Here is a 26316-nt window from a genome sequence, read left to right on the forward strand (position 1 = left end):
CCCCGGCAAAAGGCCGGACCGGGGGACGGGTGAGACGCAGGCACATGACGCATGTGTCAACCATGCCCCAGGACATACCGTCAACCATGCCCCGACACATGCGTCATTCATGCCCCGAGACATTACACGCGTTCGGGACATCACGAATCAGCGAAAAAGCCTGTTTTGCACAATCGGGACGTCCCGAACGCGCGAAGTAGGCGTTTGCGCACATTCGGGAGCATGCAACCCCGCAATGAGCTGCCGCACACTGCGCTTGTCTATGCAAACACCCCCACAAACGCGGAAAGCCCCGCGCGGGGCGGGGCTTTCCGAACACGCGAGACGGCACAGTCCGTCGCGCGATCAGCCGAAACGACCGGAGATGTAGCGCTCGGCTTCGGCGTTCTGCGGGTTGTTGAACATCGTGGTGGTGTCCGCGAAGTACTCGAGGTGTCCGGGCTCGCCGACGGCCTTCAGGTTGAAGAAGGCGGTGTAGTCGGCGATACGGGCGGCCTGCTGCATGTTGTGCGTGACGATCACGATGGTGTAGTCGCCCTTGAGCTCGTTGATCAGGTCCTCGACGGCGAGCGTCGAGATCGGGTCAAGCGCGGAGCAGGGCTCGTCCATGAGCAGCACCTGCGGGTGGACGGCCACCGCGCGGGCGATGCACAGACGCTGCTGCTGGCCACCGGACAGGCCGATGCCCGGGTTGTCGAGACGGTCCTTGACCTCGTCCCACAGGTTGGCGCCCTTGAGCGCCCACTCGACGAGATCGTCGGCGTCCGACTTGGAGATGCGGCGGTTGTTCAGCCGCACGCCGGCGAGCACGTTCTCACGAATCGACATCGTGGGGAACGGGTTCGGGCGCTGGAACACCATGCCGACGTCGCGGCGCACGGCCACGGGGTCGACGTCCTTGGCGTACAGGTTCTTGCCTTCGAGCTCGACCTCGCCCTTGACGTGGGCGCCGGGGATGATCTCGTGCATGCGGTCCAGCGTGCGCAGCACAGTGGACTTGCCGCAACCGGAGGGGCCGATGAACGCGGTGACCTTGTTGGGTTCGATGTTGATATTGACATCCTCCACGGCCAGGAAGTCGCCGTAGTAGATGTTCAGATGCTTGACATCAATGCGTTGTCCCATGTGAGTTTCCTTTTACTGTTGTGGTCGTTCTCGACATTACCGGTCGGACTTCACGGCGAAGACCCTCGCCACGATGCGGCCGATGAGGTTGAGCACGAGAACGATGATGATCAGCACGAGGGCGGCGGCCCACGAGCGTTCCATCGGGATGGTGTCCACGCAGCCGTCCATGCCGGGACGGCAGGTGACGCGCAGGATGTACTGCTGGTAGACGTACACCGGCAGGGTGGTCATTTCACCGCTGAACAGGTTGACGTTGGTGAACGTCGCGTAGCCAGCGGTCATGAGCAGAGGCGCGGTCTCGCCGATGACTCGTGCGATGGCCAGGATGACGCCGGAGACGATGCCCGGCAACGCGGTGCGCAGGACGATCTTGGTGATCGTGCGCTGCTTGGAGACGCCGAGCGCGTAGGAGGCCTCGCGAAGGTCGTGAGGCACGATCTTCAGCATCTCCTCGCTGGTCTTGACGACGGTCGGGATCATGAGCAGCGAAAGAGCGACGGAGCCTTCGAAGCCGTTGATGGTGCCGGGGCCGCCGATGATGGCGAACATCGAGTAGGCGAACAGGCCGGCGACGATGGACGGGATGCCGCTCATGACGTCGACGAGCAGGCTGATCGACTTGGCGAACTTGTTGCCGCGGGCCGCGTACTCGACGAGGTAGACCGCGCACATCAGGCCGATCGGCACGGAGATGACCATGGCGCCGAGCGTGATCTCCAGCGTGCCGATGATGGCGTGGAGCACGCCGCCGTAGCCGCCGGACGGGGTCGGCATGCCGCCGATCACGCCGGTCATGTTGAACGACAGGAAGTTGAGGTTCAGACGCTTGACGCCTTCGGCGATGGAGCTCCACAGCACGGAGACCAGCGGGACGCAGGCGATGACGAACGCGAGGACGATCAGGCCCTTCATGAATCCGTCGGTGCGCTTGCGGGCGGCCGCGTAGGAGCGGCTCGTCTTGAACCGGTCGAAGTCGATGACAGGCAGCTGCTTGTCCTTCTTCTTGGCCGGGGCCTTCTTGACGGCGGTGGCGTCGACGCTGATGGTGTTCTTGTTTTCGTTTTCCTCAGTCATCACACGTTCGCTTTCTCGGTGATCTTACGGGCGACGAAGTTGACCAGGAACGTGATCACGAACAGCACAAGACCGGTTCCGATCAGGATCGGCACGCCGTACTGCTGGTCGGCTTCAGGGTACTGCGCGGCGATGTTCGCGGCGATGGTCATGTTCTGCGAGGCCTGCAGCAGCTTGAAGGAGTACAGGTAGCCCGGGGAGAGGATCATCAACACGGCCATGGTCTCGCCGAGTGCACGGCCGAGGCCCAGCATGGAGGCGGAGATGATGCCGGACTTGCCGAACGGCAGCACGGCCAGCTTGATCATCTCCCACTTGGTGGCACCCAGGCCGATGGCGGCCTCCTGCTGCAGGCGCGGGGTCTGCATGAAGATGTCGCGGGACACGGAGGTGATGATCGGCAGGATCATGACGGCAAGCACCACGGCGACGGTCGCGACGGTACGCGACGGGTCGGCGGCCGGGCCTTGGAAGATGTACGTCCAGCCCAGGTACTTGGCCACCCAGTTCCAGAACGGTCCGATGGCGGGCACCAGCACGAGGCCGCCCCACAGACCGTAGATGACGGACGGGATGGCGGCGAGGAGGTCGACCACGTAGCTCAGACCGGTGGCGAGCTTCTTCGGCGCGTAGTGGGAGATGAACAGCGCGATGCCGATGGACACGAAGAACGCGAGAATCAGCGACAGCAGCGAGACGAGCACCGTACCGAACGCGAGCGGGCCGACGTACTGCCAGAAGTTATGCGCTGCGGGAATGAACGATTCGATCTGCGCGGTGACCTTCGACTGGTCGCCGCCGATGAGCGGCCACGCCTGGAACAGCAGGAACAGAAACACTGCGGCGAGCGTGACGAGAATGAGGGTGCCGGCGGCGTAGGCGATCGTCTTGAAGACGACATCGCCGGTCTTGCCAGTGTTCTTGGGACTGGACAAGTCCGCCGTTTTTTCTTGCGAACTCACAGGTTCTCCTTCATGTGCACGATGGAATGACAATCCACCTGAACCCGAGGAAGCCGCAACCGCGCTCTAACAGCGGCTGCGGCGTTCCACGGCGGTGATGAGCTAGGTGCTCAGCCTATACGAGGCCGACCAATCACTTGGTCTTGATAGCCTCGATGGACTTCTGCACCTTCTCGTAGATGTTCTTCGGCAGCGGGGCGGAGCCGGCGGCGGAAGAAGCGGTCTGCTGGCCTTCGTCGCTGGTCACGTAGGTGAGCCAGGACTTGACGAACTTGGCGGTGTTGGCGTCCTTGTAGGCGGGGCAGGCGATGTCGTAGGAGACCAGGACGATCGGGTAGGCGCCCTCGGCGGTGGTCTCGTGGTTGATCTTCACGACCACGCGGTTGTCGCCCTTGACGGAATCGTCAAGCTGGGAGTCCTCGATCACCTTGGAGCCGGCCTCAGCGGAGATCTCGTTGTAGTTGTCGCCGACCTTGACGGCGACGGTGCCGAGCTTGCCGACAGCGGAGAAGTCGGCGTAGCCGATGGTGCCGTCGGCCTGGCTGACGGTGGAGACGACGCCGGAGGTCTTGGCGGCACCCTGGCCGACGTTGTTCGGCCAGTTCTCGGACAGGTCGTACGGCCACGCGTCAGGAGCGACGTCCTTGAAGTAGCTCACGAAGTTCTGGGTGGTGCCGGACTTGTCGGAACGGTGCACGACCTTGATGTCGGTGGACGGCAGGGTGAGGTCCTTGTTCTGGTCGGCGATGGCCGGATCGTTCCACTTGGTGATCTTGCCGTCGAAGATCTTGGCGATGGTCTCGGCGTCCAGGTTGATGTGCTTGCCCGCGTCGGAGATGCCCTTCAGGTTGAAGACCACGGCGATCGGGGAGATGTAGACCGGCACGTCGAAGGCGGTGCCGGAGGTGCAGACGGCCTCGGACTTGGTGACCTCGTCATCGCCGAGGGCCTTGTCGGAGCCGGCCCACGCAGTGGCGCCGCTGAGGAAGGTGGTGACGCCCGCGCCGGAACCGGTCGGGTTGTAGGTGACCTTGGCGCCGGACTGGATGGAACGGTAGCCGTCGATCCAGGCGTCGACCGCAGCCTGCTGGGAGGAGGCGCCGGCACCGGCGAAGTTGCCGGAGATCTTCTCGGTCTCGGTGTTCTTGGAAGCGGAGTTGCTGCCAGCGCTGGTGTTGTCGCCACAGGCGGCGAGCGAGGCCAGCATCACGATGCCGGACACCGCCGCGACGGAACGGATGAACAGATTCTTGCGCATGTTTTCCCTCTATCAACTGTCATAGCGGCTGTGGGAGCCGCCTTCTTTGCATGACAGTTACAAGCCTATGGGCATTTCGAGGGGGTGAGAGCCGAATTCGGTGAACAGAAGATGAATAGTTGCTAATCCGGCGCTACGTATTTTCAGGGGCGAAAACTACGTGCACGGCGGCGCGGCTCAGTACGGTCGCGCCGCGGTCAGGCGACGGCCGTCCGCCGACCGCCGCCTGACGCCGTTCACTGCGCCGGGTTGTCGATCTTGTAGCCGAGGCCGCGCACGGTGGTCAGGTACCGGGGGTGCGCCGGGTCGACCTCGATCTTGGAGCGCACGCGCTTGACGTGCACGTCGAGCGTCTTGGTGTCGCCCACGTAATCGGACCCCCAGATGCGGTCGATGAGCTGGTGGCGGGTCATCACGCGCCCCTTGTTCTGCATGAGGTATTCGAGCAGCTCGAACTCCTTGAGCGGGAAGAACACGTTCTCGCCGCGCACGGTCACCTGATGCTGGCCGACCTGCATGGAGATGTCGCCGCACACCAGCGGAATGTCGTCCTCCACGGGGCCGTTGGACTCGGAGGAGCCCTGGTTGCGGCGCAGCACGGCGCGGATGCGCGCCAGCAGCTCGCGGAACGAGTACGGCTTGGTCACATAGTCGTCGGCGCCGATCTCGAGGCCGACGACCTTATCGATCTCGGCGCTCTTGGCGGTGAGCATGATGATCGGCACGCGGCTCTGCTCACAGATGCGCCGGCACAGGGCCGTGCCGTCGATGCCGGGGAGCATGAGGTCGAGCAGCACCAGGTCGATGCCGCCTTTGGTGAACAGCTCCAGACCCTCCTCGCCGCTCGCGGCGGCCGATACGTCATAGCCTTCCCGTGTCAGCTGGTAGACCAATGGCTCCCTGTAGGACTCCTCGTCCTCCACGATGAGAATGCGCGTCATGTTCACCTTCCACTCATACGCCGTTCAATGTCGATACCATCCACCATGGTAGCGTGCCTGACGGGCTACGTTGCGCAGCCCTGAGTACTACGTTGTTTTTCGCCGGCCTTGTTCTGCGCCATCGCGCCGTTTCGGCCTGAAAAACAGGTTGTTCACGTTCACTGCGACGTCGTTGCCGCATCGGTGGCGGCTCAGGCGGACGCCTCGCCGTCCTGCTCGCCGTCCTGCTCGGGCGCGGTGGGCAGCTCGATGGTGAACGTGGACCCCTCCCCCTCGCGCGACCATACGGATATCGTGCCGCCGCACTCCTGCACGCAGTGCTTGGTGATGGCCAGGCCCAGGCCCGAGCCGCCGGTGGCCCGCGAGCGCGCGGGGTCGACGCGGTAGAACCGTTCGAACACGCGGTCAAGCGAGGCCGCGGGGATGCCGATGCCCTGGTCGATCACTCGGATCGTCACCGACTTGCCGTCGGCGCTCACGGTCACGCTCACCACCACGGTCGTATGCTCGGGCGAGTAGCGGATGGCGTTCTCCACCAGATTCTTCACCGCGCTGGTGATGGTCTCGCGGTCGGCCATGATGAACACGTCCGGCGGCTCCACGCAGATCGTGGCCTCGTCGTCCGGTTCGGCGTCGCCGACCGCCGCCGCGGCGCGCGACTCGGCCGCCTCCTGCTCGGCCTGCCGGGCCACCTCGTGGCCGCGCAGGGACAGGCGGATGGCGATGTGCTTGCTGTCGGCCTGCACGATGTTCTCGCTGACGGCCTCGCGCACCACGGACATCACCGAGATGCGCTGCGCGTCGAGCATGGCGCTGGAGCTTTGCGCGCGCTGCAGTTCGATGAGGTGCTTGACGAGTTCGGTCAGGCGCGCCGACTCCTTGGTGATGCGTCCGGCGAAGTATTTGACCGCTTTCGGGTCGTCGGCTGCGTCGGAAACGGTTTCGGCGAGCAGCGAGATCGCGCCGGCGGGCGTCTTCAGCTCGTGCGAGACGTTGGTGACGAAGTCGCGGCGCATCGTCTCGAACCGCCGCTGTTCGGTCACGTCGTTGATGAACACCGCGTACAGGCCGTCGCAGATCCGGCCGACGCGCACGCGGAGATAACTGTCGGAGGGCGCCGGCTTGCCTGCGGTCACGCCGCGGCCGGAGATCGCGTTCGACATGCGTGTGAGGTCCAGCGAGACGCGCACCTCGCGTTCGCGCACGGGCGAGACGGCGTTCCCGTCGGCGTCATATCCGGCGACGTCGGATCCGGCACTGTCGGCACCGTCAACGTTACCGTCGTGCGCCGCGACGACATGCAGGATGTCGAGCAGCTCGTCCTTGACGATGCGGCCGTTCTCGATGATGTCCACGTTGGCCGGACTATGGCTGGCGCAACGCACCGAACCGCTGGCGTCGCACACGATCACCTCGTCGGGCATGACGTCGATCAGCCCCTGCTCCGCCTCGCGGGCGTTCACGCCCGGGCCGAACAGCGATTGCGGATCACGCCCCTGCGCCATGTCCCGGTCGCGGTCGCCGGATTCACGACCCAGCGCATACGCCTTCACTGAGGCCACGACCAGCACCACCAGCGCCGCCACTACCGTCAGCGCGATCTGCAACCATGCCATCGGCCCTGTTCCGCCTTCCCCTGTGTCCCGCCCATGGTCCCATCCATGACGTCCGATGGTTTCAGCGTAGCGTCATCCCTGCCGTATGCCGGTCGCCGACTACGTAAGTTTTCCAGCTGTTCACGTTGCCGTTCACCTCACGTCAGATTATCGCGGCCGACGGCGCTGCAGGCCGCCGCGGACGGCCGCACTAACGCCTACATGCGGCGCAGGATGCCGACGACCACGCGGGCCGCCGTATCCGCATAACGTGAGATGTCGAAGGTCCTGAACTCCTCGTAGTCGGTGTCGGCGTCGTCGCTCAGCGCGCGGATGACGAGCACAGGTACGTCGTTGCGCGCGGCCACGTGCGCGACCGCCGCACCTTCCATCTCGACGGCGTCGGCGCCGGTGTCGTGGATGACTCGCGCCGTCTGCTCGGGCGTGTCGACGAAGTAGTTGCCGGAGGCGATGATGCCGGTGATGTGCGTGACGCCGGCTTCGGCGAGCGCCTGGTCGGCGAGCGCGAGCAGCCGGTCGTCGGAGTGGAACTCCTCGACAGGCTGGTCGGCGGTGCCGGGCTTCCACTGGCCGACGAGGCGCATGTCGGTGTCGAGGTAGCGCAGCGTGCCGCCGAGCACCACGTCGTCGATGTGCAGGTTGCGGTTGAGGTTGCCGGCGATGCCGGAGAAGATCACCGCGTCCGGCCGGTAGGCGTCGATGAGGTGCTGCGTGGTGGCGGCCGCGTTGACGAGGCCCATGCCGCCGACCGTCGCGGCGACGTGGACGGTCTCGCCCGCCTTGGTGGTGATGGTGCCGCGCGTGACGTCGAGGGAGGCCGCGGTGTCGTGGCTCACGGCATCGAGGGATTTCGCGATGAGCGCGACTTCTTCGTCAAGTGCGCCGATGATGGCGATGGTGGTCATGATGGGTCCTTTCGTGAGGGTGCGTGGGTGGGTGGGTGCGGTGGCGTGCGCGCGGCTCGGTCAGCGCCAGCGGCGTGTGGAGACCGCTTCGGCGAGCTCGCGCAGCAGCTGTTCGGTGACGTCCCAGCTGAGGCACTTGTCGGTGATGGACTTGCCGTAGACCAGCTGGTCGAGCGGGGCGGCAGGCTGGTTGCCGCCTTCGATGAAGCTTTCCATCATGATGCCGGTGATGCCCTCCTCGCCGTCGGCGATACGGCGGGCGATGTCGCGCACGACCTCGGCCTGGCGGTGCTCGTCCTTGCCGGAGTTGCCGTGCGAGCAGTCGATGATGAGCCCGTGCGCGGCGGCGGATTCGGCGGGCATCATGCGGCGCACGTCGGCCATGGCGCGGCGCACGGATTCGGCGTCGTAGTTGGGGCCGTGGATGGAGCCGCGCAGCACCACATGGCAGTCGGGGTTGCCGAGCGTCTCGACCGCGCAGGCCCGGCCCATGTGGTCGATGCCGAAGAACGTGTGCTGCTGGGCGGAGGCGTAGCAGCCGTTGACCGCCGCCTTGACCGAACCGTCGGTCGCGTTCTTGAAGCCGATCGGCATGGACATGCCGCTGGCGAGCTGACGGTGGACCTGGCTTTCGGTGTTGCGCGCGCCGATCGCGCCCCAGCTGACCGCGTCGGAGATGAACTGCGGGCTGGTCGGCTCCAGGAACTCGGTGGCGGCGGCGAGCCCCTCCCCCAGCACGCCGAGCAGCGTCTTGCGGGCGAGCAGCAGGCCCTTGCGGATGTTGTGGGACCCGTCGATGTCGGGGTCGTTGATCAGGCCCTTCCAGCCGACGGTCGTGCGCGGCTTCTCGAAGTACACGCGCATGACGATGAGCAGCTCGCCCTCGGTCTCCTTCATGACCTTGGCGAGCCGGTGCGCGTAGTCGAGCGCGGCCGCCGGATCGTGCACGGAGCAGGGGCCGACGATGACCAGCAGACGGTCGTCCTGCCCGTACAGGCAGGCGCGGATCTCGTCGCGCGAGTAGGCGACGATCTCCTGCGCGGCCTTGTCGAGCGGCAGTTCGGCGAGCACCTGGGCGGGGGTCGGCAGCGGCTCCAGCTCGAGCACGCGACGGTTGATGATGCGGCTGACGCCCACCTGATCCTCCCAGCGCGGCACGTCGGTGGCGATCAGCGGGTTCTTGCCCTCGTCCATGGCCTGCCGGATGGCCCGCAGGTCCTCAGGGGTGTTGAGTGGCTGCGGTCTCATGTTCTCCTGCTGCTGCATGCTGTCGTCTCTCCTTGGGTCAATGTCTTCCCCAAGGATAGCCTACCGGCTCGCGATTCGTCTGCCGCGCCGCATCGTGAGCCGGATCAGGCCGGGTTACAGCGCCCTGCGGGCGGTGACCGCGTCGGCGAGCGTGTGCAGCAGCTCCTCGGTGCGCTCCCATGGCACGCACGAGTCGGTGACCGACTGGCCGTAGACCAGCTGGTCGAGCGGAGCCGGCTTCTGGTGGCCACCCTTGAGGAAGCTTTCCATCATGATGCCGAGGATGCCGGCCTCGCCTTGTGCCACGCGGGAGGCGATGTTCTCCACGACCTCGGCTTCCACGCGCTCGTCCTTGCCGCAGTTGCCGTGCGCCGCGTCGATGATCAGGCCATGCTCGCTGGGGCCGGTCGCCTTGGACGCACGCAGGGCAGCGAGCGCGGCGGCCACGGATTCGGCGTCGTAGTTCGGGCCGGTGTTCGACCCGCGCAGGATGAGATGGCAATCGGGATTGCCTTTCGTCTCGGCGGAGATCACGCGGCCGTCCAGGTTGATCGACAGGAAGTGATGCTCGAAGCCGGCGGCGAAGCACGAGTCGGCGGCCGGTTTGATGGAGCCGTCGGTCGCGTTCTTGAAGCCGATCGGCATCGACATGCCGCTCGCCAGTTCGCGGTGCACCTGGCTTTCGGTGTTGCGCGCGCCGATCGCGCCCCAGCTGATGAGGTCGCAGATGTACTGCGGGGTGATCGGGTCGAGCCATTCGGTCGCGGTCGGCAGACCCAGCCCCAGCACGTCGGTGAGCACCTTGCGCGCCAGCCACATGCCCTTGCGGATGTCGAAGCGGCCGTCGAGGTCGGGGTCGTTGATCAGGCCCTTCCAGCCGATCGTCGTGCGCGGCTTCTCGAAGTACACGCGCATCACGATGAGCAGACGGTCGTCCAGTTCACGGGCGACCTTCGCGAGCCGCTGCGCATACTCGTGGGCCGCTTTCGGATCGTGGATCGAGCACGGGCCGACGATGGCGAGCAGACGGTCGTCCTCGCCGTGCAGGATGTCGCGGATCTCCTGACGCGAGCGCAGCACCAGGTCGCTCATCTCATCGGTCAGCGGCAGCTCCTTGAGAAAATAGCGGGGCGCCGGAATCGGGTCGAGCTGGCGGATGTTGACATCCACCGTCTCGGGAAAGACGGCGTTCCTGCTCAACTGCCGTTCGTCCTCGGAACTGTCCGGACCGCGAAGACCTGCCATCGTGTCCCTCTCCTCTCGTTGCTTGCATATACCGAACACACCATAGTAGACGGTGGCCTGATATGAAAAAACGCCCGTCCACCATGTGTGAACGGGCGTCGGGGTTTTGCCTGCGGCCGGAGGGACGCTGCATGCGGACCGCGAGGCACAGTCCGTCACTGTGCTCGGGCGAGCAGAGTGACGCGCGGAAGTCACTCCCCGTGCTGCAACGGTTTCGCCGATAACGGCACCGTGCTCGCCCGAGCAGAGTGACGCAACCCGCGCAACCATTGCAATTCAGGGGATTTACCAATGACGTCACTGTGCTCGGGCGAGCAGAGTGACGGGGAGGGTCTCATGCAAGCGGGCCGGTCGCAGGCGAGCGCTCTCCGAGCCCTGCAATTACGGACTCGCCTGACGGCGAGGCTCAATGCTGCCTTCGGCGTACCGGACGGCCTCACGGCCGTCCGCCAGGCCTACGGGAAGCCCACCGGGCTTCCCGCTTGACGGCCTGTCGCCTCAGGCGCACTGGCGTGATGAAGACATCACGCCAGTGCGCCCATCGGATCCCATGCGGGGAGCATGATGGCGGGCTCGTCGAGGGCGGCCTGGTACTCGGCCGGGAGCATCGCCTTCGGGACGGCGACCTCGTACACGTACTCGGTGAACCAGTCGTCGCTCATCGTGAAGTAGCCCTTGTCGGCGATCTTGTCGCCCCAGGAGTTCTCCACGCGCCAGCGGCGGGTCGTGGTGCCGTCGTCGGCGACGTCGACGCCGACGAACGCCATCGCGTGGTTCATCGCGGAGTCGCAGAAGCGCACGCGCTGCTCCTTGTCCATGTCGAAGTCCACGCCGTAGATGCTGCCGTACTCGAACAGGTCGGTCGCCCACGCGCCGCGCTCACGGTCCATGAACGGGCCGCAGTCGGCGCCGAACCACACCGGGATGCCCTTCTCGGACAGGATCGCGCGCACGCAGTCCTTCATGAACTGGTTCGGCACGTTGAGGTACTCGGTCGGCGTGCCGCCGGCCACGTTGCCCAGGTGCTCGATGCCGATCTTCTTGCCCTTCGGGTGCTCCTGACGCGGGTCGTCCACGAGGCACACGTAGTCCTCAAGGTCAGCGGTGCCCACGTACTTCTTCCAGAACTCGACCGGCGTGATCTCGCCGTCGCGGTGGAACATGCCCTCGGAGTCGGTCCACTCCCAGTCGAAGCTCTTCGGCGGCTCGCCGAGGTGGATCGTCAGGATGCGGTGGCCGGCGGCGACGCCATCGGCGATCACCGTGTCGATGGAGGACTGGTCGGCGTACATGTGCGCGACGGCGGTGTGCAGCATGTGGCGCAGCTGCGTGTTCATCGCGCCGGTGTTCTTCGAGGATTCGGTCTCCGGGAACAGGTCCTTCGGGACGGCGCCGTACTTCTTGTACACGTTGAGCGCCATCGTCCACTGGCCGCCGTCGCCCATCACGTCGTCGAGCAGGTGCTTGATGAGGCGGGAGTCGGACGGCTCGCCGGCGCGCACCAGCGCGGCCACGTCCTGCAGGAAGTAGTTGATGCGCTCGAGCTTGTCGTAGTACATCGCGTAGTTCTGGGAGAACTCGAACTCCTTGAGGCCGAGGTTCTTCTTGGCGACGAAGCGGGCCACGTTCAGCGAGCTGAACAGCCAGCAGCGGCCGGAACGATCCTGGTGGGTGACCTCGCCGTTGTCGACGGTGACGGAGAAGCGGCGCTGCAGCAGGCGCGAACGGTCGTAGTTGAGCGCGGCCTTGTCGATGCCCGCCGCGGTGACGGCGTTCATGGCAAGACGGTTGGAAGCCTTGGCGTCGAACTGCTCGACCAGGGAGCTCAGCTGCTCGCCGGACAGAGGCTTGATTGCGGTGTTCTCAGACGCTGACGTGTTGTCGGTCATTCTGCTCCTTTGACATGAGACGGCCGTTGTGCGGCCGTGACAAACGACGCATGGCACCCGTCGGATGACGGATGCCATGTGGTTTTTCCGTAAAGCAGTGTACCGGGGGTTATGGATTGCCTACGATACGGCCGTTTTGTGCAACGTCCGGGAGCGGCTCAGGCGCGCGGTGCGGGCACTGCGACGGTCGGCGCGGCCTCGCCCGCGGCCGTGCCCTGCGTGGGCAGCGCCTTGGTGGCCTGCTCGCCGCCGTCGGCGGTCTCATGCGTCTGCGGTTCGGCCGGCTCGTCGGTCTCCTCGGCGTCGTGCGAGCCGGAACCGGCGTGCGGTTCCTCCTCGGCCACGGCGTTGTTCACCGGCACGTCCGGCGCCTCGTGGTGCTGGGGCGCGGCCTCCTGCGGCTCCATGAACGCGAATCCGCTGAACGCCTTCGTGAACATGGAACGCAGCTCGGAGACGCGCTGCGTGATGGCGGCCTCGCGCGACTGCAGTTCGGCGATGCGGCCCTGCAGGTCGTCGAGCTCGTCCTGCGCGGCCTTGCGGCGGTCCTCGATCTGAGCCGCCGCCTCCTCGCCGGCCTTCTTGAGGATCTGCGCGGCCTGCTCGTCGGCGTCCTTGCGCTTGCTCGCGGCGTACGTGTCGGCGTCCTCGCGGATGACCTTCGCGCGGCCGATCAGCTCGTCGGACTCCTTCTTGGCGGCCACGCGGCGCTCCTCGAGGTTGTCGAGCAGCTCGGCGACCTTCTTGGTGGCCTCGTCCTGCTGGGCGGCGATGTCGTTGCGGATCTGCTCGACCTCGGCGTTGACCTGAGCCATGGTCTTGGTGCGGCTCACCTCGGCGTCATCGCTGATCTCCTGCGCCTTCGCCTTGGCGGCGTCGATGATCTCGCTGGCCTTGCGCTGGGCGTCGGCCATCATCTTGGAGACCTGCTCGCGCACGTCGGACAGCTTCTTGTTCGCTTCGGCGAGCGCGGCCTGGATCTGGTCGTTGGACTCGGACTTGAGCTTGGTGATCTCCTCGTTCGCCGACTTGCGCTGGGCCGCGATCTGGGCGGCGGCCTGCGCCTGCTGCTGCGCGAGCTCGCGCTCCTGCTTGGAGCGTTCGGAGGCGAGGCGCTTGTCGTGCTCCTCGCGCGAGTTGGTCAGCTCGAGGTCGACGGACTGGCGCTGCTCGGTGACGATCTTCGCCGTCTCGGCGCGCAGCTGGGCGGCGTCCTGCTGGGCGTTCGTGGTGATGGTCTGCGCCTGCGTGGTGGCGTTGCCCATGACGGAGCGAGCCTTGGCGTTCGCGTCGTCGACGATGTGCTGGGCGTCCAGCTTCGCGTTGTTGATGAGCGTGGCGGCCTGCGCCTGCGCGGACGCCTTGACCGAGGCGGCGTCCTGCTTGGCGCGTTCCAGCAGCTCGGTGCTGGTCTGCTCGGCGGAGGCGAGCATCTGCTGGGCGTTGGCGCCCAGGGACGCGAACGTGTTGCCCTTGGAGGACTGACGGTTCCGCTCCTCCTGCAGCTTCGCCTGCAGCTGGAGCAGACGGTCGCCGTCCTGCTTGATCTGCGCGCGCATCGCGGCGAGCGTCTGCTGCGCCGAGGCAAACGCCCTATCGACCTGCTCTTTATCGTATCCACGAATCACAATCGGGAACTGGTCCGCCATGTTCGGTTCCTTTCGCCGTTACACCTGCTCGTTAGCACAACCACACATGACTGTATCGCATCGTGGCGAGGGCACGCCGCAAACGTGACGAACCATACGCGAACATCACACATGCCAGTGTGTCATCAGTTGTATTTCAGGAAATTCACAGACAAAACCCACGCTTCACGGCTGCAAACCGGTCAAAACGCCGGCATCAGCCGGATATCGCGTCAGGCCAGCAGAATATCACTGGACGACGGCTGCATATAGTAGCGGACCGTCTCGCGCACGACGTCGCGTCCGGCGTGGATCTGCTGGTCGAGCGGCAGCCCATGACGGCGCATCGGATCGACGTCGCCCTCGCACACCAGCGGGAAGCTGACGAACCCGGCGAGCACGCGGCTCTGGTCGGACGCCCAGTTCAGCAGATGGTAGAACAGCGAATTGCACACGAACGTGCCCGCGTCGGAGCTGAGCGTTGCGGGGATGCCGTCATGGGCGAAGTCGTTGATGATCGCGCGCAGCGGCAGGCGCGTCCAGTAGGCGGCCGGTCCGTCGGGGATGATCGGCGTGGACCTGGGCAGCGCGTTGTCGACGTCCGGCCGGGCCGCATCCATGAGGTTCGTGGCGCAGCGTTCCATCGCGATGCCGCGGGCGGCGTGCTTCAATCCAGTGGCGATGACGATGTTCGGCCGGACCGCCTCGATGGTCCGCTTCAGCGTGGGCCAAGCGTTGGCGAAGCTGACCGGCAGCGCCACCGTGGTGATGGACAGGCTGACGTCGTTCAGCGCGTCGGCCGAGTCCGCGGGCGCGCCGATGCCCTGCTCGGCGAGCGCCCGGGGCACTTCGGCCGCCGGGTTGACGTCGACGCCGTCATAATGGTCGAATCCGCTGATCACCACGTTGAGCCGCTGCATGATGCCCAGTGTACCTACGCGGCGGTACCCCGGCGAGCGTCGGGACGGCAGGCCGGGGCTCCGACTCGGCGCTACTGTGCGGACGCGTCGCCGTCATCATCCCCGGCGGGCGCGGCGGCGAGCATGGCGTGCACGCGGGTGCGGGCGCGCTCCATGCGCACCGAGGTGGCGATGCGCTCGGCGTCGGGCAGGTCGTCGTGCGTGGTGATCTTGAGGTTCGTGCGCGAGCCGGCGACGATGGCGACCGGCGTGTCGGCCAGATAGTCGACGACGACGCGCGTGTCGTCGGTGGGATGGAAGTCGGGGTCGTCGGCGGCGAGCTCGTAGGCATGGCGGATCGTCTCGAACCGGAACGCCTGCGGCGTCTGCGCGCGGAACATGTTCGAACGATCCGGCACCGAGCGAATCACCTTGCGGTCGCCCAGATCCTCGGTAAGCAACACGGTGTCGGTCGAAGCGAACGCGACGGTGGCGGCCTCGAACTCGTCGAGCGCGTCGATGCAGCCGTCAATCGACGACTGTTCGACGAACGGACGCACCGCGTCGTGGATGAGCAGCTTCGCACGGGGCGGGATGCCGGCGTCGGCGAGCGCGGCGAGCGCGGCCGACGTGCTGTCGGCCCGTTCGGCGCCGCCGTTGATGATCATGCGCACCTTCGGATAGCCGGCCTCGTCGACCAGCCGCTCGACCTCGCCGCGCACCCGCGGGTTGACGACGACGATGATGTCGGTGACGCGCGGGTTGGTCTCGAAGGCGTCAATGCTCCAGCACACGATCGGCTCGTCGTCAAGGCTGACCAGCTGTTTCGGGTTCTTCGGGTCGAAGCGAGTGCCGAAGCCCGCGGCCAGCACCACGGCGACGACGGGGACGGGCTGCCGCCCGCTCGGAGCCGGGCTCGCGGCGGCCGGCGCGGCGTTCGTTTCGTGTTCGTCTCTCATGCTCATAGGGAACACGGTAAGGCGTGCCATGAACGGATGTGACGCAGGTCACGCCGTTCTGCACGAAATGTTCGCCGAACGGCTGTGCGCCGCCGCCCGAGCCCCGGCCGGTCAGTGGCGCACGACGAGCGCGAGGAGGCGGCCTTCGTGGCCCTTGCCGGCCTTGGCCGCGCGGCGATGCGAGTACCACAGCGGGTTCTCAAGCGTGCACATGCTGTGGCGCACCTGGTCGAGCCGTTCGGCGAGGCTCGCCGGGCCTTCGCCGTCCGTGCGGCACAGTTCGGCGAGTTCGGCGTCGTCCTTGAGGTATTCGGTGGCGGCGTGGACGCGCGGCATCGAGTCGACCACCTGGCTGACGCCGGCGAAGGCGAGGTCGATCATCGCCGCCTCGGCGATGTCGATGCCCGCGCCGCCGAACCGCGTCTGCGTTTTCGTCAGGGGGAAGCGCTTGGTGAACGTGTCGGCGATCTCGTCGCCCACCTCGTAGCATTCGCCGCAGATGCGGGGGCCGAGCGTGGCGACGATGCGGCTCGGCTCGGCGCCCTTGAGCTTCATCAGGTCGACGGTCGCCTGGATGACGCCGCGTTCGAGCCCACGCCGGCCGCAGTGGGCGGCGCCGATGACGCCGGCCTCGGGGTCGGCGAGCAGGACGGGCAGGCAATCGGCGGCGAACATGCCGAGCGCGATGCCGGTCTGCGCGGTGACCTGGCCGTCGGCCTCCATGACCTGCAGCGCGGGGGTCTCGGAGCCGTGGTCGCCGTCGGCCGCGTCATGCCGGGTGCCGGACACGTCGAAGCCGAACGGCGTGTTGATCTCGAACGCGCCGTCCACGTCCACGGCCGTGCCGGAGTGGACCTGCGAGACGAGCGAGAGGCGCGCGCCGATCGCCTCGGCGAGCGCGATGCGGTTGGACAGCACGGCTTCGGGGTCGTCGCCGCCCTTGCCGCCGAGGTTGAGGTTGCCGAAGTCGCCGGTGCTCAATCCGCCGAGCCGTGTCGTGTAGACGACGGTGACGCCGGGCGCGAGCGCGATCGGGATGGTCACCGGTATGGGGCGGCCCGCCTTGTCGGTGGAGCTGATCTGGTTGGAGTCGATGATCTCGTCCGTGTACTGCTGCTTGTCGTACTGCTCATTGCTCATGACTCACCATCCTAGCGGCGGGTCTGCTGCGCGTCTCCCCTGCCCCTCGCCGCCGCCTATCCAATATCCCGCTCCCTGTCACAACGTGCAGCTACCCGCTGTGACGTTACGGCGAAATCCCAACGATTCCAGCGATCCCCGGCTTTGCGTCACAACGTGCAGCTACCCGCTGTGACGTTACGGCGAAATCCCAACGATTCCAGCGATCCCCGGCCTTGCGTCACAACGTGCAGCTACCCGCTGTGACGTTACGGCGAAATCCCAACGATTCCAGCGATCCCCGGCTTTGCGTCACAGCGTGCAGCTACCCGCTGTGACACGGGGAAGCGCGGCGACGGGTCTGCTGTGGCGACGGTGAGACGGAGAAGGGTGGTCCCTCACTCGGCCTTCAGCGTGGGTTTCTTGGTGCGCGAGCGGATGGCGGCGTTGACCGGCACCTCGCGCGGGCAGGGCATGGAGAAGACGTGCGCCGGGTTGTTGATGGCGGGCACCCAGTTGCCGTCGGCGTCGCGCAGTCCGGTGTCGGGCACGGTGTAGGCGAGCGGCGCCTCGCCGGGCAGCAGGAATTCGACGTGCTGGCCGGGCTCGATCTTGTTGCGGCTCATCAGCGTGACGCGGCCGCCTTCGTCCGGCGTCCAGCTGAGCACCTCGCCGACGACCATCCACGCGCGGAAGTAGGCGGAGCGGTCGGTGTTCTGCGTCACCTTGTGCTCGGGGTAATAGAATCCGGTCGAGTAGTCGCGGTGGGCGACCTTGTCCGGCTCGGCCAGCAGCCAGTCGGGCAGCGTGACGTGCTGGGCGGGGCGGCATTTCGCGTGATGCCAGCCTTCCGGCAGCACCTCCTCGCGCGTGTTCGACTTGCGGCGTGCGGAGCGCGCCTTGTAGCTCAGCTCGTCGAGCTGCGTGCCGCCGGCGGATCGGGCCGCGGCGTCCTCGGTCGGCGCGGAGGAGGGACCACCCTCACCCGCTTCGCGGGAGCTCCCGCCAGCGGGAGCGGAGACAAAGGCAGCTTCCCGGGAATCCGCGCCAGCGGGAGCGGAGAAAGCGTCGTCTTCGGTCGGCGGCTCGCCGGGCACGCCGGAGAACGCCTGGTCGGCGTTGCGTTCGATCGCGTCGTCGGCGACGGCCTGGAAGTCCGGGTCGTCGGGGCGGATTACCCGGTCGTGGAACGGGCGCAGCACGGTGCCGTCCGCGGACTCGAAGCCGCGCTGGACCATGTACTCGTTGACCGCGGTCTTGTAGGCGTTGGTCATCGCGGCGATGTAGTACGCGGACTTGGAACGGCCTTCGATCTTGAGGCTGGTGGCGCCGGAGTCGATCAGGTCGTCGATGTGGTCGAGCATGCACATGTCCTGCGAGTTGAACAGGTAGGCGCCTTCCTTGGTCTGCTCGATGGGATAGTACTGCCCGGGTCGCTTCTCCTCCACGATGGAGTACTTCCAGCGGCAGGGCTGGGCGCATTCGCCGTGGTTGCCGTCGCGGCCGGTCAGGTAGTTGGAGAACAGGCAGCGGCCGGAGAACGCCATGCACATGGCGCCGTGGACGAAGCATTCGATGTCCATGTCGTCGGGGATGCGGGCGCGGATGTCGCGCACGGCCTGCAGGTCCATCTCGCGGGCGAGCACGACGCGGCGCGCGCCGAACTCGTACAGGGCCTGCGCGGCGCCGTAGTTGGTGACGCCGGCCTGGGTGCTCACGTGCAGCTCGACCTCGGGGGCGATCTGGTGGGCCATCATCATGACGCCGATGTCGGTGACGATCATCGCGTCGATGCCGGTGTCCTTGAGCTGGCCGATGTAGTCGCGCATCGCCTCGACCTCGGCGTTGCGCGGCAGGACGTTGAGCGTCACGTACACGCGGGCGCCGCGCTCATGGGCGTAGCGGGCGCCCTCCTCGAAGTCGGCGAGGCTGAGGTTCTTCGGGGCGCTCCTCATGCCGAACGCCTTGCCGCCGCAGTAGACGGCGTCGGCGCCGTAGTCGACGGCGGCCTTGAGGCCGCGCAGGTTGCCGGCGGGGGCCAGCACCTCGGGCTTGCGCCGGGCGCGGCGGGACGCGGGGGGCGCGGCCACGGCGGGGGAAGTCAGTTGAGATTCAAGCACCCCACCAGTGTAGTGGGTGGCCTGTAGCTGGCGTATGGCTCAGGAAAATGGCGGGAACGGCACACCATCAAGATAAGTGCCCCCCAAACCAGCACGCCAAAACCGTGCCCGGTCACTGGAGGCATGACAGCCATGCAGCTGACAGACCTGCATTGGCTGACATCACAGCCGTCTTACGGCACTTGTAGCAGCAAGCCCCGCCGCATCAGAAATCATCGGAGATCGAGGCAAGCGCTTCGATGTCATTCTCTCGCATGCTTTGCGAATACTCTTCGCCCAGAGGCAATTGATGAGCCACATCACATGGGCTTAGCCCACTCTTCCTCATCAACGCCCGCCGAACCAAGTAGGCAAACCGTGGGCACCCGGCTTCACTCAACTGCTTGGCAAAGTTATAGTCTCCGTCGGGACACTTCGTGGACCAGTATCGTAATTCGCAAGTGACTGCCTGATCGAGCAATGTGGCGGAGGACTCGGCGACGTCGCAGAAAAAATCATCGGCCGTGCATACCGAATACGGAAGCTCGTCAAGTTGTTCCGGGGCGAGTGAACCATACAACTCGCAATCATTGGTCAACAGTATGTCGCACCTGTTGTCTTTCGCCGCGGCATGCAAGTGCAGATCATTGGGGTCGGATCCCAGATAATCCGACTGAGCACGTTCGCAATCATAATGTGAGACGACGGTGACGAGCTCACGCATCTGGTCGACCACGCCTTTCACGTTATCGCCGGAACGCTGTGGGTTGTTCCGGCGATAATGATAGACGACCTCTGCGAAAACATCCTCGCTTGACAGCAGGTCGAACATATTGACGTCGGTGGTGGATAGGGCAAAGAGCCAGTCACGAATCGTTCGCGAATACAGATTATTCGCATCGACAAAGACACGCTCCGTTCCCGCCCCCTCACCGTCAATTTGTAAGCGAATAGTCTAATATAACACCAGATCAGCTATCCAGTTCAGCAAGGGAATCTCTCACGGCGAGGAAGCGCTCACGCTTGGCTCGCTGCTGCTTGGCTCGGTATTCAAGGACATCGGCCAGGAAGAAACGGTGATGCGCCCCGATGTTATGCGAGGGCAGTTCACCGGCGCGGACCAACTTCAGCAACGTGGGCCGTGAAATACCCAGCATTTCCGCCGCCGCAGTAGTGCGCAGCTCCTTGGGCGTAGTGGAGATGACGACACGCGAGCCTTTGCCGAGGCTCTCCAGCACACTCATCATTATGGTCGACACGTCTTTGGGAAGATCAACGACACGACCATCGACATTCAATGCGATATTCGCGCGTATATCCTTGACGCCATTCACCGTTTGCTCAATGCTGCGCTGACTCTCAGAGTCGACCAAGATGGTGAGCTCACGGTCGCGGGTCAGTACTTCCATAATCAGCCTCCTTTCTGTGCGCGTCATTCACGAACCAGTCGGCTCGCATGTTTTTCACTTGCAACCGTAATTCCGATTTGCAGTTGCAAGTGTAAAAGCGCTCGTGGACACGTGGACGATGGACAGCCACGACGGCCGGCCCACAACATGCACCAGCGCAACATCGAAGATAACCACATCACTCCACACGACGCCGCACCGCACATCCCCACGCCGCGAAATGAAAAATTTCCAACCCGAGAACTATTATTTCTCGATAGGTACCAACGCAGGGACAGCAGATCAGAACCAAGGAAGTACGCAATGAAGCCGGTCGAACAGCTCATCGACGTGCCGTCGTCGAACTACTACGGATACATCCCCAGCCAGACCGCGCTGTCCACCTACCTCTACCCCACGCAGGTAGGCCACTACCACTTCCGCAAAGGCTACACACTCGACCGCACGTTCTCGTTCGACATGTACATCCTGCTGGTGATCCAGTCCGGCACCATCACCTTCCACACCGTCGACGGCACGTCCGTCGCCCACGGCGGCGACATCGTGCTCATCGACAGCCATGCGCCGCTCACCTACCGCGCGCAGGCGCAAACGGACGTCTCCGCGTACTGGATGCACTTCGAAGGCGAGGCATCGCACCGGTTCTACTCGCTGATCCACCAGCGGCTCGGCACCGTCATCACCGCCGGCCGGTTCGACAACGCGCTCGGCGCCATCCGCCGCGTCTACGACATGTTCCACGGCGGACGCGACGTCAGCGAGGCGCTCATGTCGCTGTCCATCACCGAAATCCTCACCGAATGCCTCACCGCCGACGAAAGCACCGACCAGCTGTACCGCCACCGCTCCATCGAAGAGGTGCTCGCCTACATCGCCTCGCACCTGACCGAGCCGCTGCCGCTCGAACAGCTCGCGCGCATGGCCTCGATGAGCAAATGCCATTTCATCCGCATCTTCAAGCAGGCGACCGGCTACACGCCGCACCTGTACATCGTCACCATGCGCATGAACGCGGCGAAGACCATGCTCGTCAACAGCGACGTGACGCTCGCCGTGCTGTGCAGCGAATGCGGGTTCAACTCCATCAACACGTTCTGCACGCAGTTCAAAAAGGCCGTGGGCTGCACGCCGATGGAGTTCCGGCAGCACGGCATGGACCGCGCCGCCGCACCCTACCGCACCGAACCGGCGCCGGCGGGGCACGACGGCGACTGACCGCGGGGTCAGGCTTCTCAGCCGAGCTTGGCGAGGTCCTCGTCGCTCAGCTCCAGCTCGCCGGCCTTGAGCGAGTCGAGAATGGTCTCGGGACGGTGCGCGCCGGGGATGACGAACATGTGGTCGCCCTTGGCGAGCTCCCATGCGAGCACGACCTGCTGGTAGGAGACGCCGTACTTGGCAGCCACCTCGCGGAACGGGTCGAACTTGGACTCGTCGTACGGGTGACGGTAGCCGCCGAGCGGGCTCCAGCACACGAACGCCAGGCCCAGCCTGGCGCAGTAGTCCAGCGTGTCCTGCGTCTCGAGGTGGATCGGCGAATACTGGTTCTGCACGGCGATGAGCTTGTCGCCGAGGATGCCGCGCGCGATGTCGAGCTGCTCGATGCTCACGTTGGAGACGCCGGCGTACTGCGCCACGCCTTCGTCGACGAGCTGCTTGAGCGCCTCGATGGACTCGTTGTACGGGACCTCGGGATCGTGGCGGTGCATGTAGAGCAGGTCGATGGTGTCGACGCCGAGCGCCATCGCGGACTGCTTGCCGTAGGCGATCAGATGCTCGGGTTTGCCGTCGCGCGGCCAGATCGGCTTGCCGGCGTCATCGTAGGCGCGGCGCAGGCCGATCTTTGTGGCGACGAGCACCTCGTCGCGCGGCCCGTTCCAGGTCTCAAGCGCCTCGCGGACCAGCTTCTCGCCGGTCTGCTCCTCCTCGCCGGGCGTGTAGTACGCCCACGCGGTGTCGATATGGCGGCAGCCGGCGTCGAGCGAGGCATGCAGCGTCTCCAGCCCCACCTCATGGCCGCGGTTGTTCTCGATGGTCAGCGGCATCTCGCCATGGCCGACCGCGGTGGTGTCGAATGGTCCGAGATTACGGTGCAGCATGTCGTCTCTCCTTGTGTCTTCCGGCCTGCCGGACCGACCGGCAGGCGGGCTGTTCCTGTCATCGTCAACGATACGACGCGCCCGTCCCAGCGCAGCCCTGACGCAGCCCCGGACGCCGGACGGACGCCGCGGCGCAATGTGAGCATCGTCACATTCATGGGACATCCGCCGCACGGCACGCCGAGAAAACCGCAATATGACAACAGAAACACTACATGTAGTGGCGCTTGCGCAAATCCAGCACAAGCAGTAGTGTTCTCAGATGTACCTCAACAGCCTGCGATCCTGCCATACGCAAGCGTTCAACCCGTCGACCGACAAGGGGGAGCAATGACCGTCACCGTCTTCACCAAGCCGTATTGCCCGCAGTGCGACGCCACCAAGCGCCAGCTCAACAAGCTCGGGGTGCCGTTCGAGACCGTGGACCTGACCGAGAACCCGTCCACGCTGGAACAGCTGCAGCAGGCCGGCTTCAAGCAGGCGCCCGTCGTCATCACCCCCGACAACTCCTGGACCGGCTACCGCCCCGACCTCATCCGCGCGCTCGCCAAGTCGATGGCCGCGACGATGTCCGAGCAGAGCGAGCCGGTCCACGCGTGAACGACACCCTGCATATGAACGGCACCACGCACGTGAACGCAGCCGCGCAGCCGCGTCGCAGCGCAGCCGTGCCGATGGCCATGACCGAGACCGGACAGCCTGCCGGCGCCGCCCCCCAAGCGGGCTCGGCGGCACACCGCAGCGCACCCGTGCCGCTGCACGGCGCGGCGGCCGCGCAGCCGACCACCGATTCGACCACGCCGAGCACGCCCGAAGCCGTTGCCCGGACCGACGGACGGCACGCCCCGATCGGCGCGCTGGTGTACTTCTCGTCCGCATCCGAGAACACCGCCCGGTTCGTGGCAAGCTGCAGGCTCGATGAGGTCGGCGTCAACGTGTACCGCATCCCCCTCAAGCCCGGCGCCGCACAGCTCAACGTGCGCGAACCGTACGTGCTCATGGTGCCCACATACGGCGGCGGCGACGCGAAGAAGGCCGTGCCCGTGCAGGTCAAGCGCTTTCTCAACAACCCGGCGAACCGCGCGTGGATCCGCGGCGTGATCGCCTCGGGCAACACGAACTTCGGCACGGCGTATTGCGCCGCCGGCGACATCATCGCCGCGAAATGCCGGGTGCCGTACCTGTACCGCTTCGAGCTCATGGGCACCCGTGAAGATACGCGCAAGGTGCGTGACGGCATCGTGCGCTTCTTCAGCGAGCGCCGCGGCTGACGGTCCGCCGCTCCCCGCGCCCTGCCCCGGCACCCCGGCACCCGTTTTCCACTTTTTCGTGCAGGCTGGCGTCCCGCCATGCCCGCACACCCCCGACCATCCAGGAACCATCATCATGTCTGATTTCACCGATACCCAACTGCCGCTCGACAACACTTCCGACACGGCGGCCGAGCAGTACGATCCGGCGCACGACTACCATGCGCTCAACGCGATGCTCAACCTGTACGACGCCGACGGCCGCATCCAGTTCGACAAGGACAAGGCCGCCGAACGCGAATACGTGACCGGCCACGTCGCCGCGAACATCAAGGGCTTCGCGTCGACCGCCGAACGCCTGCACTACCTGGTCGACCACCAGTACTACGAGGGCCACGTCTTCGAACGCTACTCCCCCGAGTTCCTGGACGGCTTCTACGCGCACGCCGAGTCGGCCGGCTTCGAGTTCGGCACGTTCCTCGGCGCGTTCAAGTTCTACACGTCGTACGCGCTCAAAAGCTTCGACGGCAAGCAGTACCTCGAGGACTTCCCGCAGCGCTGCGCGGCGGTCGCGCTGGAACTGGCCGCCGGCGACGAGCACGACGCCACCCGGTACCTCGACGAGATGCTCACCGGACGCTTCCAGCCGGCCACCCCGACGTTCCTCAACCTCGGCAAGGCGCAGCGCGGCGAACCGGTCAGCTGTTTCCTCGTGCGCATCGAAGACAACATGGAGTCCATCTCGCGCGGCATCAACGCGGCCCTGCAGCTGTCCAAGCGCGGCGGCGGCGTTGCGCTGCTGCTGAGCAACCTGCGCGAGCTCGGCGCGCCGATCAAGCACATCGAAAACCAGTCGAGCGGCGTCGTGCCGGTCATGAAACTGCTCGAGGACTCGTTCTCGTACGCGAACCAGCTGGGCGCGCGCCAGGGCGCTGGCGCCGTGTACCTCAACGCGCACCACCCGGACATCATGCGGTTCCTCGACACCAAGCGCGAGAACGCGGACGAGAAGATCCGCATCAAGTCGCTGGCGCTCGGCGTGGTCATCCCGGACATCACGTTCGAACTGGCCAAGAAGAAGGCTCCGATGGCCCTGTTCAGCCCGTACGACGTGGAACGCGTGTACGGCAAGCCGTTCGCCGACATCTCCGTGACCGAACACTACGACGAGATGGTCGCCGACGAGCGCATCAAGAAGACGTACATCGACGCGCGCAAGTTCTTCACCACCATCGCCGAGCTGCAGTTCGAATCCGGCTACCCGTACATCGTCTTCGAGGACACGGTCAACCGCGCCAACCCGATCGAGGGCCGCGTGACCATGTCGAACCTGTGCTCCGAGATCCTGCAGGTGCAGGAGCCGAGCGCCTACAACGAGGACCTCACCTACGCGCACGTCGGCCGCGACATCTCCTGCAACCTCGGCTCGCTCAACATCGCCAAGGCGATGGACGGCGGCCTCGCCGGCACCGTCGAGACCGCGATCCGCGCGCTCACCGCCGTGGCCGAGCATACGAGCATCGACGCGGTGCCGTCCATCCGCCGCGCCAACGAGGAAGGCCACGCGATCGGCCTCGGCCAGATGAACCTGCACGGCTTCCTGGCCCGTGAAGGCCTCATGTACGGCTCCGACGAGGCGATCGACTTCACCGACGCCTACTTCATGACCGTCGCCTATCACGCCTACCGCGCCTCGCATGCGCTGGCCGTCGAGCGTGGCCGCGCATTCGTCGGCTTCGACCGTTCGGACTATGCGAAGCCTGCCGGCGCCGGCAACTACTTCGACAAGTACGTGGGCGACGACGCCGAGCCGCTGGGCCCGCGCACCGCGCGCGTCGCCGAGCTGTTCGCGCACTACGGCGTCCACGTGCCGACCGTCGACGACTGGAAGGCGCTGCAGGCCGACATCCTGCGCGACGGCATCTACAACCAGAACCTGCAGGCGGTCCCGCCCACCGGCTCGATCTCCTACATCAACCACTCCACGAGCTCGATTCACCCGATCGCCTCCAAGATCGAGATCCGCAAGGAAGGCAAGATCGGCCGCGTCTACTATCCGGCCGCCTACATGACCAACGACAACCTGGAGTACTACAAGGACGCCTACGAGATCGGCTGGAAGGCGATCGTCGACACGTACGCCGCCGCCACGAAGCACGTCGACCAAGGCCTGTCGCTCACCCTGTTCTTCCCCGACACCGCCACCACGCGCGACCTGAACAAGGCGCAGATCTACGCGTGGCGCAAAGGCATCAAGACGCTCTACTACATCCGCATCCGCCAGCAGGCGCTGGAGGGGACGGAAGTGGCCGGCTGCGTGTCGTGCATGCTGTGATGGAATCGCGTGTGACGGAGTGTCATCTGCGTTGCGGCGGACTCGACGTACTGTTGTACGCCTTCGCCCGCCGCGCCTTGATGCCACACACGTCACACACGATTCCATCGGGCCGGCCATCATCGTGATGTCCAGGCTTCGCCGTGTGAGGGCGGCGGCATGCGTTGCTCGACACACTCAAGGCCGTTCGGTCAAGCCTACGGTCGAGCAACGCATGCCGCCGCCCTCACACTCCGCGTTCAACCAAGCCATGCAG

Annotated in this window: 22 protein-coding genes; 4 read left to right on the plus strand and 18 right to left on the minus strand. The window is 65.6% G+C overall.

The annotated features are described in order from the left end of the window. Nucleotides 1-345: 345 nt before the first annotated feature. The 17 genes from pstB to F7D09_RS09020 all read right to left on the minus strand — a co-directional run bounded on the left by pstB (nt 346) and on the right by F7D09_RS09020 (nt 20379). Nucleotides 346-1125 carry a phosphate ABC transporter ATP-binding protein PstB gene (gene pstB / locus F7D09_RS08940; protein WP_152235096.1) on the minus strand — a complete coding sequence of 260 codons (780 nt, stop codon included), beginning with the start codon at nt 1123-1125 and terminating at the stop codon, nt 346-348. A gap of 36 nt (nt 1126-1161) precedes the next feature. After that, nucleotides 1162-2202 (minus strand): phosphate ABC transporter permease PstA, encoded by a 1041-nt coding sequence (gene pstA / locus F7D09_RS08945; RefSeq protein ID WP_152235098.1) that lies wholly within the window; start codon nt 2200-2202, stop codon nt 1162-1164. After that, nucleotides 2202-3164 carry a phosphate ABC transporter permease subunit PstC gene (pstC, locus tag F7D09_RS08950; protein WP_152235099.1) on the minus strand — a complete coding sequence of 321 codons (963 nt, stop codon included), beginning with the start codon at nt 3162-3164 and terminating at the stop codon, nt 2202-2204. The genes pstA and pstC overlap by 1 nt, the downstream gene beginning before the upstream one ends. A 133-nt stretch (nt 3165-3297) precedes the next feature. Then, nucleotides 3298-4422 (minus strand): phosphate ABC transporter substrate-binding protein PstS, encoded by a 1125-nt coding sequence (locus tag F7D09_RS08955; RefSeq protein WP_152235101.1) that lies wholly within the window; start codon nt 4420-4422, stop codon nt 3298-3300. Nucleotides 4423-4658: 236 nt separating this feature from the next. Continuing rightward, nucleotides 4659-5363: a response regulator transcription factor gene (locus F7D09_RS08960; RefSeq protein ID WP_152235103.1), complete on the minus strand. Its 705-nt coding sequence runs from the start codon at nt 5361-5363 to the stop codon at nt 4659-4661. Nucleotides 5364-5554: 191 nt separating this feature from the next. Then, nucleotides 5555-6979, minus strand: coding sequence for a sensor histidine kinase (locus F7D09_RS08965; protein ID WP_152235105.1), 1425 nt, complete (start codon nt 6977-6979; stop codon nt 5555-5557). Between the two features lie 197 nt (nt 6980-7176). Continuing rightward, entirely contained in the window at nt 7177-7884 is a 708-nt protein-coding gene (gene mtnN, locus F7D09_RS08970; protein ID WP_152235107.1) for a 5'-methylthioadenosine/S-adenosylhomocysteine nucleosidase, read from the minus strand. Nucleotides 7885-7944: 60 nt separating this feature from the next. Further along, nucleotides 7945-9150, minus strand: a complete 1206-nt coding sequence (locus F7D09_RS08975; RefSeq protein WP_152235109.1) for a 3-deoxy-7-phosphoheptulonate synthase — start codon at nt 9148-9150, stop codon at nt 7945-7947. A gap of 96 nt (nt 9151-9246) precedes the next feature. Next, the gene (locus F7D09_RS08980; RefSeq protein WP_152235111.1) at nt 9247-10377 is read right to left on the minus strand and encodes a 3-deoxy-7-phosphoheptulonate synthase; all 1131 of its coding nucleotides are present in this window, start codon (nt 10375-10377) and stop codon (nt 9247-9249) included. Between the two features lie 524 nt (nt 10378-10901). Further along, nucleotides 10902-12266, minus strand: coding sequence for a C1 family peptidase (locus F7D09_RS08985; protein WP_152235113.1), 1365 nt, complete (start codon nt 12264-12266; stop codon nt 10902-10904). Nucleotides 12267-12424: 158 nt separating this feature from the next. Then, nucleotides 12425-13915 carry a cell division protein gene (locus F7D09_RS08990; RefSeq protein ID WP_226836180.1) on the minus strand — a complete coding sequence of 497 codons (1491 nt, stop codon included), beginning with the start codon at nt 13913-13915 and terminating at the stop codon, nt 12425-12427. Nucleotides 13916-14127: 212 nt separating this feature from the next. Continuing rightward, nucleotides 14128-14814, minus strand: a complete 687-nt coding sequence (locus tag F7D09_RS08995) for a pyroglutamyl-peptidase I (protein ID WP_152235114.1) — start codon at nt 14812-14814, stop codon at nt 14128-14130. 71 nt (nt 14815-14885) lie between these two features. Further along, nucleotides 14886-15758, minus strand: a complete 873-nt coding sequence (locus F7D09_RS09000; RefSeq protein ID WP_376863248.1) for an IspD/TarI family cytidylyltransferase — start codon at nt 15756-15758, stop codon at nt 14886-14888. 105 nt (nt 15759-15863) lie between these two features. Next, entirely contained in the window at nt 15864-16892 is a 1029-nt protein-coding gene (locus F7D09_RS09005; RefSeq protein ID WP_152235116.1) for a polyphenol oxidase family protein, read from the minus strand. 377 nt (nt 16893-17269) lie between these two features. After that, the gene (locus tag F7D09_RS09010) at nt 17270-18991 is read right to left on the minus strand and encodes a peptidase U32 family protein (RefSeq protein WP_152235118.1); all 1722 of its coding nucleotides are present in this window, start codon (nt 18989-18991) and stop codon (nt 17270-17272) included. A gap of 205 nt (nt 18992-19196) precedes the next feature. Next, nucleotides 19197-19802, minus strand: a complete 606-nt coding sequence (locus F7D09_RS09015; protein WP_152235120.1) for a type II toxin-antitoxin system VapC family toxin — start codon at nt 19800-19802, stop codon at nt 19197-19199. A 139-nt stretch (nt 19803-19941) separates the two neighbouring features. Further along, nucleotides 19942-20379, minus strand: coding sequence for a helix-turn-helix domain-containing protein (locus F7D09_RS09020; protein ID WP_193312419.1), 438 nt, complete (start codon nt 20377-20379; stop codon nt 19942-19944). 303 nt (nt 20380-20682) lie between these two features. Between F7D09_RS09020 and F7D09_RS09025 the strand changes: the two genes are divergently transcribed. Continuing rightward, on the plus strand, nt 20683-21594 hold the full coding sequence (locus F7D09_RS09025; protein WP_193312420.1) for an AraC family transcriptional regulator: 912 nt from the start codon (nt 20683-20685) through the stop codon (nt 21592-21594). Between the two features lie 17 nt (nt 21595-21611). Here the strand turns inward: F7D09_RS09025 and F7D09_RS09030 are convergent, their stop codons facing one another. Further along, a complete protein-coding gene (locus tag F7D09_RS09030; RefSeq protein WP_152235126.1) occupies nt 21612-22475 on the minus strand; it encodes an aldo/keto reductase in 864 nt (287 codons plus the stop codon). 330 nt (nt 22476-22805) lie between these two features. Here F7D09_RS09030 and F7D09_RS09035 point away from each other — a divergent pair, with 330 nt between their 5' ends. From F7D09_RS09035 to nrdE, 3 genes are all read left to right on the plus strand, one after another. Further along, nucleotides 22806-23075, plus strand: a complete 270-nt coding sequence (locus tag F7D09_RS09035) for a glutaredoxin family protein (RefSeq protein WP_152235128.1) — start codon at nt 22806-22808, stop codon at nt 23073-23075. An 80-nt stretch (nt 23076-23155) separates the two neighbouring features. Then, nucleotides 23156-23746 carry a class Ib ribonucleoside-diphosphate reductase assembly flavoprotein NrdI gene (gene nrdI, locus F7D09_RS09040; RefSeq protein WP_152235142.1) on the plus strand — a complete coding sequence of 197 codons (591 nt, stop codon included), beginning with the start codon at nt 23156-23158 and terminating at the stop codon, nt 23744-23746. 115 nt (nt 23747-23861) lie between these two features. Further along, nucleotides 23862-26060 (plus strand): class 1b ribonucleoside-diphosphate reductase subunit alpha, encoded by a 2199-nt coding sequence (gene nrdE / locus F7D09_RS09045; protein ID WP_152235130.1) that lies wholly within the window; start codon nt 23862-23864, stop codon nt 26058-26060. The last annotated feature ends 256 nt before the right edge of the window (nt 26061-26316 follow it).

Origin of the sequence: Bifidobacterium leontopitheci, from assembly GCF_009193355.1 — a bacterium.
Taxonomy (GTDB): domain Bacteria; phylum Actinomycetota; class Actinomycetes; order Actinomycetales; family Bifidobacteriaceae; genus Bifidobacterium; species Bifidobacterium leontopitheci.